13 protein-coding genes are annotated in these 18,949 nt (G+C 43.6%); 1 reads left to right on the top strand and 12 read right to left on the bottom strand.

Annotated features, from left to right (window positions below; translation table 11 throughout):
* Positions 1–65: 65 nt before the first annotated feature.
* From JMX93_RS03720 to epmB, 7 genes are all read right to left on the bottom strand, one after another.
* Positions 66–2,399, bottom strand: a complete 2,334-nt coding sequence (locus JMX93_RS03720) for a transglutaminase TgpA family protein (RefSeq protein WP_499203893.1) — start codon at positions 2,397–2,399, stop codon at positions 66–68.
* Positions 2,396–3,445, bottom strand: coding sequence for a hypothetical protein (locus tag JMX93_RS03715; RefSeq protein ID WP_499203892.1), 1,050 nt, complete (start codon positions 3,443–3,445; stop codon positions 2,396–2,398). The genes JMX93_RS03720 and JMX93_RS03715 overlap by 4 nt, the downstream gene beginning before the upstream one ends.
* A 135-nt stretch (positions 3,446–3,580) precedes the next feature.
* Positions 3,581–4,609: an AAA family ATPase gene (locus JMX93_RS03710; protein ID WP_499204018.1), complete on the bottom strand. Its 1,029-nt coding sequence runs from the start codon at positions 4,607–4,609 to the stop codon at positions 3,581–3,583.
* A 220-nt stretch (positions 4,610–4,829) separates the two neighbouring features.
* Positions 4,830–5,291 (bottom strand): c-type cytochrome, encoded by a 462-nt coding sequence (locus JMX93_RS03705; protein WP_443518327.1) that lies wholly within the window; start codon positions 5,289–5,291, stop codon positions 4,830–4,832.
* A gap of 290 nt (positions 5,292–5,581) precedes the next feature.
* Positions 5,582–7,669, bottom strand: a complete 2,088-nt coding sequence (locus JMX93_RS03700; protein WP_499203891.1) for an EAL domain-containing protein — start codon at positions 7,667–7,669, stop codon at positions 5,582–5,584.
* Between the two features lie 361 nt (positions 7,670–8,030).
* Entirely contained in the window at positions 8,031–9,794 is a 1,764-nt protein-coding gene (locus JMX93_RS03695; protein WP_499203890.1) for a cyclic-di-GMP receptor FimW-related protein, read from the bottom strand.
* A 220-nt stretch (positions 9,795–10,014) separates the two neighbouring features.
* The gene (gene epmB / locus JMX93_RS03690) at positions 10,015–11,022 is read right to left on the bottom strand and encodes an EF-P beta-lysylation protein EpmB (protein WP_499203889.1); all 1,008 of its coding nucleotides are present in this window, start codon (positions 11,020–11,022) and stop codon (positions 10,015–10,017) included.
* Positions 11,023–11,189: 167 nt separating this feature from the next.
* On the opposite strand from epmB, the gene efp reads away from it, so the two are divergent.
* Positions 11,190–11,765, top strand: coding sequence for an elongation factor P (efp, locus tag JMX93_RS03685; RefSeq protein WP_193012364.1), 576 nt, complete (start codon positions 11,190–11,192; stop codon positions 11,763–11,765).
* A gap of 279 nt (positions 11,766–12,044) precedes the next feature.
* On the opposite strand, the gene JMX93_RS03680 is transcribed toward efp, so the two are convergent.
* The 5 genes from JMX93_RS03680 to gspD form a co-directional block, all read right to left on the bottom strand.
* Positions 12,045–13,871, bottom strand: coding sequence for a GAF domain-containing hybrid sensor histidine kinase/response regulator (locus tag JMX93_RS03680; RefSeq protein WP_499203888.1), 1,827 nt, complete (start codon positions 13,869–13,871; stop codon positions 12,045–12,047).
* Between the two features lie 21 nt (positions 13,872–13,892).
* Positions 13,893–14,741 (bottom strand): tRNA threonylcarbamoyladenosine dehydratase, encoded by an 849-nt coding sequence (locus JMX93_RS03675; RefSeq protein ID WP_499204017.1) that lies wholly within the window; start codon positions 14,739–14,741, stop codon positions 13,893–13,895.
* 158 nt (positions 14,742–14,899) lie between these two features.
* Positions 14,900–15,886, bottom strand: coding sequence for a TatD family hydrolase (locus JMX93_RS03670; RefSeq protein WP_499203887.1), 987 nt, complete (start codon positions 15,884–15,886; stop codon positions 14,900–14,902).
* Between the two features lie 214 nt (positions 15,887–16,100).
* On the bottom strand, positions 16,101–16,289 hold the full coding sequence (locus tag JMX93_RS03665; protein ID WP_499203886.1) for a hypothetical protein: 189 nt from the start codon (positions 16,287–16,289) through the stop codon (positions 16,101–16,103).
* Positions 16,290–16,527: 238 nt separating this feature from the next.
* On the bottom strand, positions 16,528–18,786 hold the full coding sequence (gene gspD, locus JMX93_RS03660; protein WP_499203885.1) for a type II secretion system secretin GspD: 2,259 nt from the start codon (positions 18,784–18,786) through the stop codon (positions 16,528–16,530).
* Positions 18,787–18,949 lie beyond the last annotated feature (163 nt).

The following is an 18,949-nucleotide window of genomic DNA, read 5'->3' as shown; positions in this document are numbered from 1 at the left end:
AGCCGCCTCCTTTATTATCTTTAATCTCTTACCATGTGCTAAACAACGCTTTCACAAAACAGCCATCAAAATAATTCACTCGCATCTTTCTTTAGCTGTTTGAGTACAGTTTGATATTCGCTATTACTGACTTCAAGTGTGCTTAGACGTCCATAACGCAGTTGACGATAGTCCTGCCTCATCTGCATGATTTTTGCTTGGACAATGTTTGAGTGACCACTATCTGTTAGCTTACTAGCTTTACTGCTATCAGTGCTACGTGAAACATTTACATCGCTATTTACATCGCTATTTACATCGCTATTTACATCGCTATTGATATCATTGGCTCGATCATCGACAACCTTAGCCAAGCGCTCAAGCCAAGCCAACTGTCCTTCACTTTCATCACGAGCAAGCGCTTTATCCACTTTACCAATACGTTTTGATAGCTGTGCAAGCGGCAGGTCTGCTGGATGCCAGCGCTTGCGGCGGCGTTGCCAAATGACAAAGACTAAAATAGCCATGACGGTAATAGCACTTGCTGTCAACCAAATAATTTGCTGCATTACTGAGCGGATGTTAAACCATTTGAGCAGCGAGTCAGCTTGTTTGTCCTGATCGTAACCGACGACGTCTTTTTGCCAATAATAACTGGCTTGATCTGAGAGGCGGCGTAAGGTTTGTAGCATTTGATACTGCTGATAGCTGATTTGCGCGCCAGCTCCATCGCCGAACATTGCCGCTCCTCGTGCCTGCGTCAGCGCATCCATCCCTTGCTCGACACGCTCAGGCGCAACAAAGGCAGTCGGATCGACACGTACCCAGCCTTGACCCTCAAGCCAAACCTCCGTCCAAGCGTGCGCATCCTTTTGCCGCACTTCCCACACATTGCCACCGCGGCTCAGCTCACCACCTTGATAGCCGGCGACGACACGTGCGGGTATGCCAGCAGCGCGCAGCATAAAGGTAAAACTGGAAGAATAATGCTCACAAAACCCCGCTTTAGTCTCAAATAAAAACTCGTCAATACGGTTATTATTCAGCCGTGGCGGTGATAGTGTATAACGAAATTCCGTTTGATTAATCCAGCGTTCAATAGCCGCCATATAGCGTACAGGATCTGAGCCTGATTGCGCAAATAACTGCTGCGCCAGTGTTCGCGCTTGTGGATTTCCGTCAGCTGGTAAGGCAAGATTCAGACGCCGCAACTCATCCGAAAGAATAGGGTCAATACGCATCGGTGCAAATTGAAATACTTCATAGCGTAACTGCTGAGTGACGGGCTGATCTTTTAATAAGGTAAAGTTTGAAGTAATACTGACATCTTGGCGCTGGGCAAAAGGATAATCAAGTCCAAATAGCCAGTTTTGCTGCGTCGGCTCTAGGATAATTTCATAGCTGGTAGGGGCAACTTTTACTTCATCAGGGACAGTTGCAAAGGCATTCTCAATCCAAGATGGCATTTGCGGTGCAGGCCGCCATTGTCGCTGCTGAGGGCTAGGACGCCAAGTAATTCCATCAAAGTCGCTAAACACCAAACCGCGCCAATACAACTGCTGTTGCGGCGGGCGATTCTCTGCAAACTCTACCCGAAACGCCAGCTCAGTCGATTGTCCCAAATTGGCAAAATCACCGGGCGACATACTGTCGGAAACGCCAGTGGTTGCTTGCTGACCTGATAGCTGCACTGACCATAATGGTGGCAAACGCGGGAAGAACACAAATAGCACGACTAATAATGGTAACGCCCCAATAGCCAGCACACCTAAAGTACGCAAGCGACCATCACCGCGAGTGTTGCCGTCATCATTGAGCGCAATAAATGCCAATAATATGATAACCGCACCCACAATCACTTCTAAAGTCGTAACCAGACCTTGATCCATCAAAAACAGCGCGGCAAGGACAAACAGTGATAAATTTAAGACCACATAAGCATCACGCCGCTTATACATCTCCCACAGCTTGCTGATGAGACAGAGCACTAAAAATGCCACGCCCATATCCAGTCCAAACGCCGTATTGTAAGTCAGCCATAGACCTGCCAAACCCAATAAAAAGCCGAGCATTTGCATGCCTTGATAAACACGTTTTAGATGCGCTATTTTTTTAAACTTAGCTTTTATAGGCGGCAGCTGTGCGGCGATGCTGACCACCGCAAAACCTATCAGCCAAAACGGCAGATGCGCGGCATGAGGTAAAATAACGGTAATTTGAGCAATTAGTACCCAATAATAAGCAGGCAAGGCGAATAGCTTACGATACCATTTGGCAGCGCTATACTGTAGAGCACGATCAGTGGCGTTTTTACCCAATGCTAGCTGTTCAAAGCTTGTGGGACTTGTTTCAGGAAAACCTATAAATGTGTTTTCAGTTTCATTTGTAGGGAGTCGTTTAGAGTTGGTCCTATTAGTCATTGTGCTTTCGCCAACCTTAACAAGCACGCTTGTGCAAAACTATCACCTTCACCCATTGGTGCAGCTAAATGCGTGTCATTGGGTAAGCGCATATGAAATATCACGCCCAGTTCACCTAATTTCATCGCCCCATACGCCAGTTGTGCGAGTTTTTGTTCATGATGTGCTGCTGGCATATCCGCATAATCTAACGTTTGCTCATGACCGACTGGATCAGCAAAGTGCTTGGTCAACATGCCTTGACCACGTGCTACATGTCCCCACGACACCCGTGCCAGCGACTCGCCTTCAACGTAGTTATCTAGCCGCTCAAAATCATCTTGACCTTGCCGATATTGCCCGCCTGTTGGCAAATCCTCCTGACTGGCAACTGCATACTGCGCTTGCCAATCAAACACTTCAGGTTTTGGATAGACCCAAGCAGTACGGGCAAAATAGACATAGGACCACGCCCGCATAATGCCCAAAGGATAAACTGTTTTTATTTTTAAGCGTGGTAATTCAAACTGCCCACGATTATGCGTCGGTACTGGCAAGCGAATAATTTGCTCGCCTTGCAGTCGTGTCACCAGTATCGACTGTTGATTATTAGCGCTATGTTTGATTTTTTTATGGGCTTTTTTATCTTTCTCGCTATTAGCCGTGCCACTAGTCTGCTCAAAGCTAAATAACAACTGCCGTCTTGGTTGGCGGCTCTCACTGCGCAACTGCAAAGTCACCCAAACAGGCGCGCCCGCTTCTGCCATAGTCACTTCTAGCAAACGTACTTGCAGACCTGAAATGTGCGCAAAGGTTACATGAAAGCTGATAAGCCAGACGCTGACCAAATAAAAACATAAACCTAATACCAAGTTATTGCCATAGTTGATGCCAGCGATAAAGGTGATGATTAACAACACCGCATATAGCATCCCTTCACGGCTAAAAAAGATATAAACGTTACGCAAATTGAGGGTGGCACTATCACTTTTGGGCGCACGCGAGGCAAACCAACGGCTTAATGCTAAAGTGGCTGGTACGGTTAAGGCTTTTGGTAAAAAGCTCATGACTACCCTATCCTTACCATAAAATTGATACTCTCATCCATAATTGGCGATAGTTTTAAAAATAAATGTGCGCCATGAAACAACAAGCAACTGAAAAATAAATACTTAGATAACAATTATTTAAATAACCATCATTTAAATGACAACAGCCACTTCTGCCAATATACGTTGTGCGATGGTCTGCGTCGCTTGCCCACCAGTCACATGAGCTGGGACAAAACGCTGACCGAGACGATGATCCGTGACCGCAGCAAACACCGCTTGGATATCCTCAGGTGTCACTTCCATATGCCCCGATACGTACGCATAAGCCTGTGCGGCACGCTGTAGCGACAACACACCACGCGGTGATAAGCCATGATACTCGGAGCTTGCTCGTGTCTTTGCGACCAATCTCTGCAGATAGTCTAAGACCACATCCGCAACATAAACTTGTTTAACACCTTGTTGCGCTAATAAGACCGCCTCGGTATCAAGCACCGTATCTAATTTTTTTAGTAGCTCGCGGCGATCCTGACCTTTTAATAGCTCGCGCTCTGCGGTAGGCGACGGATAGCCGAGCGACAAGCATAATAAGAATCTATCTAGCTGCGATTCAGGGAGCGGATAGACACCTGCTTGCTGTAGAGGATTTTGGGTCGCAATGACAAAAAATGGCTGCGGCAAAGGATATGTTTGCCCATCTTGGGTGACTTGCCGCTCTTCCATCGCTTCTAGTAACGCGCTTTGCGTCTTTGGGCTAGAGCGATTAATTTCATCAGCGAGTAGCAGCTGAGTAAAAATAGGCCCCGGGCGAAACTCAAACTGCTGTTTACTTTGATCATAAATACTCATACCTAAGATATCTGCTGGCAGCATATCATTGGTGAACTGTACACGGCTAAAGCTCAAGCCTAATAATTGCGCCAAGCCTTGCGCTAATGTCGTCTTTCCCATACCCGGTAGATCTTGCAGCAACAGATGCCCACCTGCCAAAACCCCACTAAGCGCAAGCTTAACCACTTGCGGCTTATCTAGCACAATTTGATTTAACTGCGCTATGAGCTGGGCAATTTTTTGCTGATTGTGACGATAGTCAGCAGCGTTAAAGGTCGACGTATTAATCACCTCTGCTGCTGATTGATGTGGTGTTGTAATGGCTCTATCGATAGCTGCGTGGGTCATAGTCAATTAGTGGCTCATTTTTTATGGGATTAATGTTTCTAAGGCGTGTTCTTATTTTGAAAATGGTGATAAAAATGAGATAAATGGCAGCCAAACAAAAAACTAGCGCAGATAATATCAAGATATTAACCAACTGTTTGACGTGGTTTGGCAAAATTTAACCGTTTTTAGCCCATTTAGTCGCTTTCGTTTAGATTGAGGACACGCCATAGATTGGCTATTATTTTGAGTCATCTTCAGCTATCGGTGCGGCGGCACGAAGCGTTGACAGATAAGCGATTACATCCGCGCGTTCTTGGGCATCGGGCATCGGGTTTGACAGCATTTTTGAATCTAGCATGGCTTTTTCCGCATCCGCAATATAAGGGTCGAGCGTTTGCGCATCCCATACCCAACCTGATGTTTTTAACCCGTCACTATAGGTGTAATCTTCTAGCTCAGCGGCTGGCGCACCGTATATATTCATCAGCTGCGGACCTTTTTTATTGAGACCCGCATTCAGTTGATGACATTGACCACAAGCATCTTGATAGATGATCGCGCCATTATCAGCATCACCTTCCGTATAGAGCGGCAATGTCACAGGAGCACGATGATCAGGTGGAGTACGTTCCCCGCAAGCACTGAGCAATAAAATAGCAGCAAATATACTGCTTATTTGATATTTATTAATGATAGGCATTTTCGGCAATCTTTGGTTGGGGAATGTCAGCTATAGGTGAACAGTACAAATAATGAGGTCAGGGTCAAACACATGCAAAGTGGAACCCTTTTCACGTCTAAATAGCTGCTTGTAAAAACATAACGTTATTTATTGGGACATATCGAGCCAATAAACAACGCTTATAGGACAGTTTGAGTAATGCTGTTGTAATGTATGACTATAAATAACTTATGAAGTATTCAGCCGTGTAGAATATTCCATAAATAGGTACTGTTGATAGTTACATATCAAACGCACTCTAAATGTCTTTAGGTCGCAACCTTTATCGTACTGCTGGGTTCTTCTAAATAATAGCCTTGTAAATAGCGCGCGCCCACGCTCCAAGCAACGGACATGGTCGCTGCATCTTCAATATAAGGCATCAATACGTCTACACTGACTTCATTAGTACGCATGATAAGTGATTTGACAGTTTCTAAATTGTCTGCCGAATCAATACCATCCACATAGCTACGTGCTAAACGCACCATATCTGGCTGCACAAAACTGACAATCTCTATGGATTTGGCAGAAGAACCGAAGTTATTGATACCCATCTGACAGCTGACTTGATGAAGGGCGGCAAACTGAGTTTTCGCCACTGTGAGATGGTCTGCGACGTCCTTTTCGTTGAACTGCAAGGTTAGCACACCAGCTGCACCGCCCACCGCTTTTATAAGCTGACTGGCGACGCTAGGCAGTTTTTTGTCTATCAATGAGGCACTAGTCAATTGCACTAGCAATCTGGCTTCAGGATGTGTTTTACGTACCTCATTGACTTTTTTACAGGCATTGATGAGCACCCAACGATCTATTTTTTCGAGCAATTTATGCGTCTTGGCGACTGCCATAAATTGATCTGGCGTCAATATCGTATTGTTCGCATCCGCCAATGGTAACTGCAGATATACTTCAAAAAAGTCGCTTCGATCATTGTTAATATCATATATTGGCTGGAACGATAACTCAAAACGGCTATTGGCAATGGCATCGATTAAAGATTCGGCAAGCGCATGATCATCACTATTGGCATGCTCGCTTGGGTCATATAAATGATAGGTGCCGCCATGATTAGAGGTTTCTATCATAATTTGATTAATGGCATCCATCGCACGTTCAAGCAGTATACTTGGCTCTGCGGTATTGGTCTCGATTTTGACAATACCAATACTGACAGTAGTGCTGGTCGTACGCTTATCTACTTCAATGAGCATATCACCAATACGTGAACCAATATGCTCAGCCAGTTTTTCAAGCTCTGTGGTGGTCTTATCCTCGACCAGTATGGTAAAGGCGGTATCACTAAAACGACTCACATGTCCGTCTGATATCAGCTCATCTAATGCATAGGCGACTTGCTTGACGGTCGCATCTACCCCTTGCAAACCTAGACTGCTTCTTATTTTACCAACATTATCGAGTTGAATATACAAAAGCCCAGCCGTTAGTACACCTTGACGTGCTTGCTGGTACACGATTGCCATTTGTTCTTCAAAGCCACGGCGATTATTGATTCCTGTCAGGTTGTCTTTGCATTCAGCGGCTGCCAAACGCTTGGCAACTTCCGCACTGTTACTATGGTTTTGTTGGATAATAACCTGCGTAACCGGCTCGCCATCCAAGGTCGCTGCTGCCAATTGTAGCTTTGCTTCAAAAGTACTGCCATCCATCCGCTTACTTTCAAAATTGAATTCAACTTCTTGGCGGCTACCTTTATCAAATTGACGTAAGAACTGTTTGAAACCCTTAACGTTATCACCGCCTGCAATTAGGTCAACGACAGGCACGCCTATGGCATCATTCATCGACTCAAAACCAAAAAGCTGAAGATAAGGATCATTGGCAAAGATATGGATACCCTGATCAATATAGGCGACGGCACTTTTAGAGTTTTTAATCAAGACGTTGGCGCGTTGTTCTGCTTCAGAGAGTACATGTCGCAACGTTTTAAGCTCACGGCGGCTGCGTAAATTATCATGCTGTAGGCAAATAGACATCACTACTGCCATCTCTTGATCTACTTTGAGCGATTTGACCATCGTGCCGCTAATAATATCAGGTAGCCCCTCATCATTATTGGCGGATGCTGCCATCTCTTCATTGAATAGGCAGATCATAGGCAGATCAATACTTTGTTCTTGAACGACGCCCACTACATCGGTAAAACTCATATCATAAGCATTGCCAAACACCAAGACATCCCACGGTTGTCGGAGTGACTTTAATAGCTCTTCTTTATCGTCCAAAAACCCTAAATTGATGGTGTCATAATAGCAACCTAGTAAGTGCACAAGGCGCTCAGCGTAGAGCTGATCGTCATCAATGACTAATAGGTTTAAGACGGACTGAGTACGCATAAGAAGCCTTTTGAATCTTGTGATCTTATTTTTGTGTTTTAGTTTTGATACCCTACACCTTTTCTAAGCATTAACCTAGCAAGGAAAATACTATCAGGAATAGGCTTAGCAATTTTTATTAGATTGGCATCATTTTCCGAATCAAGGTGACATCTTGGTAAACCAAAAGCATTGTCTAAACGAGAGTAATAATATCCATTATTATAGACAATAATATGACTGGTTGCAGACTAACTTATCATCATTATTCGGTACAGTTATTCACTGTCATTATTGAATAAAAAAAATTGATGAAGTAACATTTAAGCCAGTATTTATTAGCGTTACTATCTGGCGACTTTTTTATAACCACTCAAATAAACTACAGCTGTACCACTTCATACTGGCTGAATTCATCCGTAATCAGCAATCTCTGTCCCAAACGCAAAGGGGTTTGTTTGCTATTAATACGCATAATCACTCTATCATCGGTCTGAAAGTAAGAAGTCGGGACAATCAGAGTACCAGTGGTTTGTAGCCGCTCATCTCTACCAAGGATAAATGCTGGCACAAAATGGCGACTGCGCGTTTCTCCACCTTCTAAACGCAATCCACAAGCCACTAGCTGATGTCCGAGCACTTGCCACTCGATCTCTGGATTTTTGCTATCATAATTAAGCCAGCGCGCCACGCCCATCGACCAATCAGGCGGCGAGATTGTATCAGATCGACAGACTAAAAAGAGGCTCATCATCTGTAATGCTGGCGGTGCAGTCGTCGCAGAATCATCATTATCAGCCACTACGTTAAGATTATCTTTATCAACATTGTCTTTATGAAAGCTGTCTTCATTTAAAGCATCTATTTTCGGTGATAATCGCAAGGTACGAAATAGTGACAAATCATCATTACTATCAAAGGTTTCGCTGGTTAATACGTGGCTGCTGTCTTGTTTTTTATTCACAGTATCATAACGAGGCCGCTGCTCATCTGGTAGCTCTTTCATCGCTATCAAACTGGTAAAGCTATGTGAATGGCTAACCCGATAATGAATGTTATTAAAGCCCGTAATCAACACAGCGTCTTCTTTCGCACTATGTTTAGTCGCTAATGTGAGTGGCGGCTGTAGATAGCGGTAATTGAGCGTCATCGCTATCTTATTAAGCAAGTGACTTTCAACCCCTTCACCCCCTTCCTTGACTAAGGCCTGTTTGCGTAATTTAAGATACTCAACCAGCGGGGCAATTTCTATAAATAAACAGTGATAGCGATCGTCGTATGGGTTGATCGTAGAGCTAGCCGTCAGATAGGTTGGTGGATTGTCACTTTGTAAATCAACGAAAACGCGTGTCTCGGTGATTGGCTCAACCGTTGCAACAATATGCTTAGCCCATTCCGGTAACAAACGTTGGACCAGTAGAATATTGGGACGACGCATGGCACGTACATTTAATAAACTGTATAAACAAATTTGGCAGTACAGCTGATGGACCGTCTTGGCACGCTGTGCGCCTGCCGTCACACTCACATTAATCTCAGCCGCATGGTACTGATAGGCAAGATAATACAGCTGATTGATTTTGCACCATAAATAAGATGATGGTTTTTGATAGCACAGTGCTTCTTCACCCAATAGCTTTTGGTACATCAGCAGCGTCTGGTAAATGGCGCTGGCGAGTGTCGTCGATGAAGACTTATCACCATTAAAATAACGCTGCCAGCCATTGCTTGCAGCGTATTTTCGCTGATTATTTAGTAATGAGGTTTTATGGCGTATCACTCTGTCATAAACCATAATCATTGAATAATATAGCGACTTTATTTGAGCCACATAACCCATTTGAATGTCGCTAAGCGGCCCTGTCTCATAAATATAATACTGTCGCAAAGTGGCAATTAACTGATCTGAGGCGTCTATCACCGTCGCCATGAGTGTCAGGCGTTGCGACTCATCTATATTAGCCACACGTAATACTTTGAGTATTTTTGCTAGTTGTTCAGCTTGCTGTGCTTGCGTTTTCGAGGGTAACGTTGCTAACAGTTGTAACAAATATTCTTCTTGACCATTAGCGGATCGCTTAGAGGCTAGTGGCAATGACTCTTCTGTAGAGGATAGGTGCTCTTGAAACGTCGATAAAGTTATCATCAGTATTCCTAGTAACCTTGAGTAACTTGGCAGAGGACAAATATTCAACCATGCCGTCTATAACCACACAAGATAAAAGATACAAAGAAGCAGCAATCATCAGAATCGACAGCACCTGTTTTTAGTAATGATTAAGGTATACAGCGCCATATAACTGCATGCCCATCTTCTAAAAACTACTCTTTGTTCACTAATTTTTCAATATACCATAGTGCCTATATTAATGATCATTGTAAATATCAATCGGTACTTTGAAAGGTTTATTTGGTAGCTCTCTCACCAGCTTGGGCACCAAGTAACCGGGGAGTGCCGCCAACAGTGACCAATACAGCTCAATCGATAACCGCTCATCATTATCAAAATGTGCGGCACCAGCAACTTTGTCTAATACATGCAGATAATAAGGCAATACGCCACAAGAGAACAAACGCTGACTTAATTGTGTTTGAACAGCAACGCTATCATTGATCCCTTTCAATAAAACTGCTTGATTTAACAAAGTTATCCCAGCCGCTCGAGCACGTTGCAGATACTCTGCTGTTAAGGCATCGATTTCATTGGCATGATTACAGTGGATTACCATCACAATATGACAGCGACTTTGAGACAGTCTGGTCAATAACGCATTGTCCAAACGTGCTGGTATGACCAGTGGCAAGCGCGTATGTAATCGAATAGTGGTCAATTGTGGAATAGACTCTAAAGTATCTAACCAAGCAAACAACCGCCTATTTGTCACATTCAGTGGATCACCGCCACTCAAAATCACCTCATTAATCTCAGGGTGTGCGGTAATGTAATCAATGATATTTTCTTTGGCATCAGCCGTCGGCATATTTGCACTATAGTCAAAATGCTGACGAAAACAGTAGCGGCAATGAATGGCACAAGCACCTGTAACGGTCAATAATACTCTAGATTGGTACTTATGCAGCATACCCTTGACTGGGTTTTGCGTATTCTCGCTCAAGGGATCCGCCACATAGCCTGTTACTTTGGTCTGCTCGCGTTGATCAGGCAATACTTGCTTTAGCAAGGGATCATTACTATCGCCGACACTCATTTTTGCCACAAAACCACGCGGCACGCGCAGCTCAAAATGCTTAGGTACATAAACCTCTGCACGCAATGATTCGAGCTTTAAAATGCTTAACAGCTCATCAATAGACGTAATGGCCTCGGATAATTGCGTTTGCCAGTTTTTTTGTGTGATTAAATGGTTTATCATGACAACCTAATACCTGTGCCCAAAAGTCGATATTATACGCTCTTAGTGCGTAGCCTATCAAAGCATACGACCTATCCTTTAAACACTTAGCGTAATAAGCGATTTTAACGCAGCAAGCTATTCATTCCCTTATCTACCACCATATTTACAATCCCTAGGAGTCTCTTGTGGCAAGTTTTTCTACTAATGAATTTAAAGCTGGTCTAAAAGTCATGCTCGATGGCAACCCTTGTGCCATTCTTGAAAACGAGTTTGTCAAACCAGGTAAAGGCCAAGCCTTTAACCGTGTCAAATTGCGCAATCTTCGTAGTGGTAAAGTATTGGAACAAACCTTTAAGTCAGGCGATAGCTTAGAAGCTGCTGATGTAATGGACACTGAAATGAACTATCTATATAACGATGGTGAGTTTTGGCATTTCATGCACCCTGAAAGTTTTGAGCAGATTCAAGCGGACAAAACAGCGATGGGTGATTCAATAAAGTGGCTAAAAGAAAACAGCAATGCACTATGTACCATCACTTTATTCAACGGTACTCCTCTTTCAGTAACACCGCCTAACTTTGTTGAGTTGCAAATCACAGAAACAGATCCCGGTGTGCGTGGTGATACTTCAGGTGGTGGCGGCAAACCTGCCAAGCTAGAGACGGGTGCTGTTGTCCGTGTGCCATTGTTTGTACAACAAGACGAAGTCGTGCGTGTTGATACTCGCACGGGTGACTATCAAACTCGCGTTAGCCAATAGCATGTAAACGTCATAGCGCTCGATATAATAGGACTTAACAGCTAGCCTCTAGCTGTGATTTCATAAAAAAGCTGAACCACGGATAAAGCGGTTCAGCTTTTTTTGTGTTTATAAATATTGTCTCTATAGTTGATTTGATTGAAAAATATTCCAAAACGACCGAGTAAAAGTCTATATGGCGTATTTCAAGCAAGGTTCACGCTGTTATTTTTTATAGTGGATGTACTATTGATGAAAGCGATGATAGATAAACTTCTATCAATGTCTTCTGCCAAACCCCTACTCTTCTGCTGATGAATGTTTCTGTATCAGCCAATATTGCACCAATGCATTCAACTGCTCTTGTTTAAAAGGCTTAGTACAATAATCTTGCATCCCAACTTTTAAATACTTTTCGCGCTCACCATCCATTGCATTGGCAGTCAAAGCGATAATAGGTGGCAATGATTGAGGATCGTAGAGTTCATGCAATTTAATAGTGGCTTGTACGCCATCTAAAATAGGCATGTGATGATCCATTAAAATGACATCATAGCGCTCAGGTGAGAGTGCAAAAATCTCAATAGCCTGCTGTCCATCAGTGACATGCGTGACCGTATGACCACTATTATTCAAGGCTTTTTTAGCGATAATGGCATTGACGGTATCGTCTTCAACCAACAATATATGACCGGCACGCTCATGGGTCGGCTCAATCATAGTAAAGTCGTTTGAATTTTGCCACATCTCATATTGGTTTTCATCAATAGTCGTTAGAGGCAAGAAAACACTAAAAGTGGTTCCGACACCCACTTCACTATCCACATCGATATAACCACCCATCAAATTAACCAAAGACTTACAAACAGAGAGTCCAAGACCAGTGCCACCATAAAGACGGTGTGTGAATTTGTTTGCTTGGTCATATGCATCAAATATTGCATCTAATGACTCAGCTTTAATACCAACACCCGTATCTGTGACTTCGATGCATAGAGTCATGACGTCATGATAGATTGCATTATTGATAGCTTCTTGAGCCGTTATTTTATTCAGATCGCTTTCTGAAATACCTTGAGCGCGATATCTATTAATGCTGTCGTTATCATCGTCAAAATCATCACAATGACAATTGGGTACGTGTTTGACATCAAGACTGACTCGCCCGCCTTCACGAGTGAATTTAATCGCATTATTGACGAGGTTCGCTAAAATTTGTTTGAGGCGTACAGGATCGCCTTGTACATAAGGCGATAACGACTCGGTATAATGATAATCTAAAATGAGCCCACGCTGACGTGCTTTGATAGCAAAGAGGCTGACCACCTCATTACATAATGCGGATAAGTTAACAGGAATAGAATCAATGGTCATTTTTCCAGACTCTACTTTCGATAAGTCTAAAATCCCGTTAATAATCGCCATCAAATGCTCATTGGAAACTTTGATATTGTCCACGTATTCTTGTTGTTCACTGCTAAGTTTGGTTTCACCAAGCATCTCGACCATACCAATAATACCATTCATCGGTGTGCGGATTTCATGACTCATATTAGCCAAAAAGTCTGACTTCATCTCATTGGCATGTTTGGCATCACGCTGCTTGTCCTGTAGCTGCAAGGCATCTGCCGCCATCATCGCAAATTGTGCCAATACTTTTGCTTGCTGCTCATTAAAGTCATGATTGGGCTTCATATCCATCACACACAGCGCGCCCAAACGATAGCTTTTATTATCCTCATGCAAGATAATTGGCGCACCAGCATAAAACCGTAGGTAAGGAGATTCTGTCACTAATAAGTTTTGGCTAAAACGACTGTCTTCGATCAAGTCCGGCACCACAAAGACCTCGTTAGAGAGTACAGTATAATTGCAAATAGCCACTTCACGCGTCGTTCGACAAACACCGCCCAGTCCTTGGACAGATTTTAGATACTGTGTTTCTTCATCCATGAAAGTAATGGCCACGACTGGTACATCAAAAAACAGCTTAGCCAGATCTATCAGGCGCTTAAATGCAGGCTCATCATTGTCGTTGAGCACCTGATACTTCCTAAGCTTATTGATGCGTTCTGCTTCATCTACCGCTACTGGATAGCCGGGTTTAGGTGCGTTAAATATAGACAAGATAGACTCCATTAAATAAGATCAGACGCGTGGCTTAAGACCCGCCTGTTTTATTAATAACTGTAATGCTTCACTCACCATAATCATCGCAACCACCGATGTGACCACTACTGCTGAGCCGTAACCACCACACTGCAAACCGCCTGCCTGACAAGTCTTATCTACACGCGGTGGCTCTGTAGAGTAGACACATTTGATACCGAACTTCTCTTTTAATGTACTATTAATGCCTTTTTCGTGACGCAGCTTATTGCGTAATTTGGCAAGCAAAGGATCTTGGTAGCTGTCACGCAAATCGCTCACCCGAATCTGACTAGGGTCTATCTTACCACCTGCCCCGCCTGCACAGACCAGTTTTAGTTTATTAAAACGACAATGTAGCGCGATGGCAAGCTTGGCATTCATATCATCTACGCAGTCCAAAATCACCATAGGTTTGCCTTGGGCAATAGCGGCTTTTGCTTCATCGCGACTTGGCAATAAAGTGGCTACGTTTTCTACGGTTAAAAAATCATCGATCAAATTTAGCGTTACTTTGGGATTTATCTCACGAATACGGGTAGCCATCGCTGCAATTTTACTCTCACCAAAGGTGCTATCTAGTGCAGGCAACTGCCGATTGACATTGGAGGCCACCAGTACGTCCAAATCAATCAAGGTAATGGTACCCACTGCCGTTCTCGCCAAAGCTTCAGCTGCCCAAGAACCAACGCCTCCTACTCCGATAACGTATACATGCGCATCAGCAAAAGTAGTGACAGCTGTCGTACCATAAAGAGTGCGCGTACCTTGAAAACGGCGCTCATATTGTACACTTTCTTCGCTCAGCTCTGCTTTTGTAAAGTCTTCGGTGCCAACTGACTCTGTCATTGTTTGCTCAAATGGTTGTGTTTCACTCATAACAGATTAAATGCTCTTTTAAATTATTTTGATGGCTCTTATATTACTTCAATTTCTTTATTCACGGCTATTTCATTCACTATCATATCAATGGCTAGCAATACAATAAACCATAATGTACGACTCTACTACAACGGATAAACCCATTTTGTTTGCAAAGCACTGCAACTGTTGTGCCACAATTGCTTAGCAAGACTGGCGGGTGATACATTGAGCAATTCACTTAAGCTTAGCAACACCCATGGCAGATTGGCAGGTACATTTCTATTATGTACCGGCGCATTACCACTTTCCTGGTCTGAGCTTTGATTTGGCACTGATGACTTATGGTCTGATATTTGGCACATAATAGGCGTCATATCAGGGCAATCTGTTTCTATCACCAAACATTCAACCCCATAGCTATCAACCGCTGCTTGAATAGCGCGGCGCAGTTTCTTAGCATTGGGATTAGTGATTTGACCGGTAACCCCAAGCTTAAAGCCTAATTTAACAAATGCTTTGGCTTCTTGCGTACCACCGCTAAAGCTATGGGCAATACCACCAAGCTTGTGCGCATCGTAATCATGCGCTTTTAGCATGGCTAATGCTTCTGCATGTGCTTTACGAATATGTAGCATCACTGGTAGCTGATGAGTCACCGCCATGTCCAATTGTGCCTTAAAAAATCGTACTTGCTTAGCAAATATGTCAGGCGTTTTCATTGCCTCAGTAAAGGTATCTAAGCCAATCTCACCGATTGCTAATGGGCGTTGATCAGCAATCCTTTTTGCCATAGCCATTAAATGGTTGTCAGTATGCTGTGTAATATAAAAAGGATGCAAACCAACCGCAACATGGCTACTAAAATGTGACACCTTTTGACGATCGATATTAACTGTCGTAGGTAATGACAGCTTATTTAACAAGCGCTCAGTCTCATACATCCGCTCGAAATGCTGATATAGATAACCCACTAATACGAGATGGCGTATACCTTGCTTATGGGCTTGCTGCGCCAGTATTTCTCTATCATCATCAAATATCGGGGCATCAAAATGAGTATGCGTGTCAATGAGAGGATAAATAGTAGGTAATGGCTGTTTGGTCATCTTAGATGAATCGATAGGGGTCATTGATAGACTCCAAAATTAATGTTTTTAAACGAGGCATTCCGTGGTTTGTCATTTTTATAAATAATCATATTAACGATTACTTTAGTGTGGCTACCTTTTTCGTATAGCTACTTTATTTGAGGTAGTTTAGACAATTAAAAAATCCAGTTAATAAAAGAGCCTTTAAAAAGCAAAAAGACCTTCAATTATTCAAAGCACTTTTATTGAACACGCCCTATTCTTTATTAATATCGTCACTACTTATAACGGTGTGTTCAGTCTTGATATCATGACTGTCTTTTACATTTTGCTTATCTAACGGTTTGGTATCAGCTTTTCTACTGCTGCGCCGAGGAATCACCAATAAGGCGGTAGCAGCCACTGCCAACAAAAACCACTTTTTAGTATTTGTATGATTCGTCACTGCTTTCGCCTCTACATTTATATCATCATCTGCGATATTTATCAGCAAGTGTTCACATTTACTACTGATTATTCATTAGTATACTGCGATATAAAAACTGCTATGTTTATCTGTGTTATGAATACGCAAGCTAATGTACGGTGCGACGCTTATTTATTACACCGTACTTCTATATGCTATAAGAATAGAAGGTGAGCACTTTATTAATGCGTCATTGATAAAGTGCTTTTTTGAGTTCTTAACGATTTAAAGGATAAGTTGTCATACCATTATTGGGACTGTCTACTTTGGTGAAACCTTGAGACTCAGACTTTGCTGCCTGATCGCGCTTAGGAATAAGGGGATTGAGCGGCATCAATTCATAATCTGCGCTAACGTTGCCATTCCAACCTTCCGTACCACTCAATGGCAGCTGTTTAATGGTACCGTTTTTATCAATGACCAGTTGCAGAACGCGCATTTGGTTGAATTTACGCTCGGTGACGCTGGCGACTGCCCCGCCATCACGTAGGATAGTGGGCTGTAAAAATATGATTAGGTTGCTTTTTTGGGTGCTGTCATTATCAGAGCGAAATAGCCTACCAATCACTGGGACATTTCCTAGACCTGGGACTTTTTGTTGACGTGTGGTGCTGTTGTCACGCATCAAGCCACCAAGAGCAATGGTCTGCTGATCATCGGCTAGAATCGTCGTGTTGATTAGGCTTTTATTGGTGATCAAACCACTGGCGTTACCCGTACTGCCCGGTACCACCGATGAGACTTCTTGCGAGACCTCCAAGCGTACGGTGCCATTGTCACCAATGTGTGGAATGACATTTAGGTTGATACCAATGTCCTGACGATCAATGGTTTGAAAGGGGTTGCTAGAATCGTTGCCACTGGTGGTAAAGGAGCCAGTAACAAAAGGCACGTTTTGACCCACTAAAATGCTGGCTTTTTCGTTGTCTAACGTCAAAATTGATGGCATAGACAGCAGATTGGCACTGGTAGAAGAATCAAGCGCTTGCAAGATAGCTCCATAAAACTGGGTGTTTCCCTGACTGTCTTTGCTACTATCACCAATGCCAATCAAAGCACCAGCTATCGAGCCTGCTGCGGCACTGATACTGGCGGCACCGCCACCTGACAATGCCGCTGCGGCAAGTGATGCAGCACTCGCGCCTACGTTATTGAAGTTGACGACTCCGTAGCCGCTATTGGCATTGCCGAGCGCCCATTGCACACCTAGCTGGGTAGCATCATCACCTGATACTTCTACAATAGCCGCTTGAATCAATACTTGCGCGCGGCGATTATCCAACTGATTGACCGCATCTTCAATCTCAAACATCAGCTCAGGTGCCGCATTGACGATAACGGCATTTTGGGTTTCATCAGCGATAATACTAAAAGGTCGACCGCCAACACCTGTACTACTCGAATTGGTACCAGAAGTCGCTGAGGTCGTCGCGTTGTTATTAGTATTAGTACTACCACCAGACTCATTAGTCAAGGTAGCGCCCGTGCTACTAGAATCGTTCAATGATGCCGACTCTAATGAGGACGTTGCTCCAGAGCTATTAATAGATTGATTGGCGAGCAATCCACGTAGCATGTCTGCAATATGACCCGCACTGGCGTATTTTAATCGAAAAACACGCAGACCACTCAAACGCCTTGTAGGCGTGGTGTCCAATTGATTGACCATCTCTTTGACTTTAGCAATCATCTCCGGACTGCCTTTCACCAACAATCTATCGCTAGAGGTGTCGGCAATGACTTTAAGCTGGTTGTTACCACCTTGTGCTTGCCCGCTACCAGCGCTTGCAACCAAGGCGCTAATCAACTCCATCATACGTTCAGCATCGACGTGACGTAGTGGTATCACTTGCAAACTGTCATTGACGTTGCTATCTAAATCACGGATAAGTGACGTCAGCTGATTAAGGCTATCTGCACGATCGGACAATACCAAGGCGTTGACACCAGGCACAGCGGCAGCATGAGCCGACTGGGGCATGAGCGGACGGATGACACCCAATACTTCTGCAGCTTGGGTATTGGTCAAATAAATAACACGAGTAGCTAACGCTTCACCAACACTGTCACCACGTAAATCAACGGCCACGCCAGATTGTTTGGCGACATTATCTGGCACCAGTTTAATGGTCGTTCCCGAGTCAATCGCGGCAATACCATTGACTTGCATCACACTCAAAAACAGCTGATAGATTTCGTCACGGGACAAGGCTTTGTTGGAAATCACCGTCACATTGCCATTGATACGCGGATCAAGGACAAAGTTTTGGTCAGTGATGGTTGCCACTTCATTAATAAAGGCTTTGATATCGGCATCTTGTAAGTTGACTTTCCAGCTCTCAGCACTCGCGAAACCCGTACTGGCAGCCCATAATGGTACGGCTAGGCAAAGAGGACGACACAGTCGCATCAGACGCATCAGACGCTGTAAAACATGGTACAGAGGCGTGACTGAAAAATTATAAAAACTTACCATATTGATGATTACCTACAGTGATGTCGCTTAGTATGTACTGGATTTATTGTGTACTGAGAGTGCTCAGTTAGCGCCTTTCTCACTTAATTTCTTCTGACAATAACATCATTTAAGTGGCACTATCTAAATGTTCATTTATTTAAAGTAAGAGTTCTCACCCATT

The organism is Psychrobacter muriicola 2pS (assembly GCF_904846535.1).
Lineage (GTDB): Bacteria > Pseudomonadota > Gammaproteobacteria > Pseudomonadales > Moraxellaceae > Psychrobacter > Psychrobacter aquimaris.
Note: the sequence above shows the minus strand (reverse complement) of the source record. Positions and strands in the feature narration are given on the sequence as shown.

Bases quoted from the DNA above. Each gene is read 5' to 3' on its own strand.
- JMX93_RS03695 (WP_499203890.1), bottom strand. From the start codon at position 9,794: ATGATAACTTTATCGACGTTTCAAGAGCACCTATCCTCTACAGAAGAG.
- JMX93_RS03710 (WP_499204018.1), bottom strand. From the start codon at position 4,609: ATGACCCACGCAGCTATCGATAGAGCCATTACAACACCACATCAATCA.
- JMX93_RS03700 (WP_499203891.1), bottom strand. From the start codon at position 7,669: ATGCGTACTCAGTCCGTCTTAAACCTATTAGTCATTGATGACGATCAG.
- epmB (WP_499203889.1), bottom strand. From the start codon at position 11,022: ATGATAAACCATTTAATCACACAAAAAAACTGGCAAACGCAATTATCC.
- JMX93_RS03670 (WP_499203887.1), bottom strand. From the start codon at position 15,886: ATGACCCCTATCGATTCATCTAAGATGACCAAACAGCCATTACCTACT.
- JMX93_RS03705 (WP_443518327.1), bottom strand. From the start codon at position 5,291: ATGCCTATCATTAATAAATATCAAATAAGCAGTATATTTGCTGCTATT.
- JMX93_RS03715 (WP_499203892.1), bottom strand. From the start codon at position 3,445: ATGAGCTTTTTACCAAAAGCCTTAACCGTACCAGCCACTTTAGCATTA.
- JMX93_RS03675 (WP_499204017.1), bottom strand. From the start codon at position 14,741: ATGACAGAGTCAGTTGGCACCGAAGACTTTACAAAAGCAGAGCTGAGC.
- gspD (WP_499203885.1), bottom strand. From the start codon at position 18,786: ATGGTAAGTTTTTATAATTTTTCAGTCACGCCTCTGTACCATGTTTTA.
- JMX93_RS03720 (WP_499203893.1), bottom strand. From the start codon at position 2,399: ATGACTAATAGGACCAACTCTAAACGACTCCCTACAAATGAAACTGAA.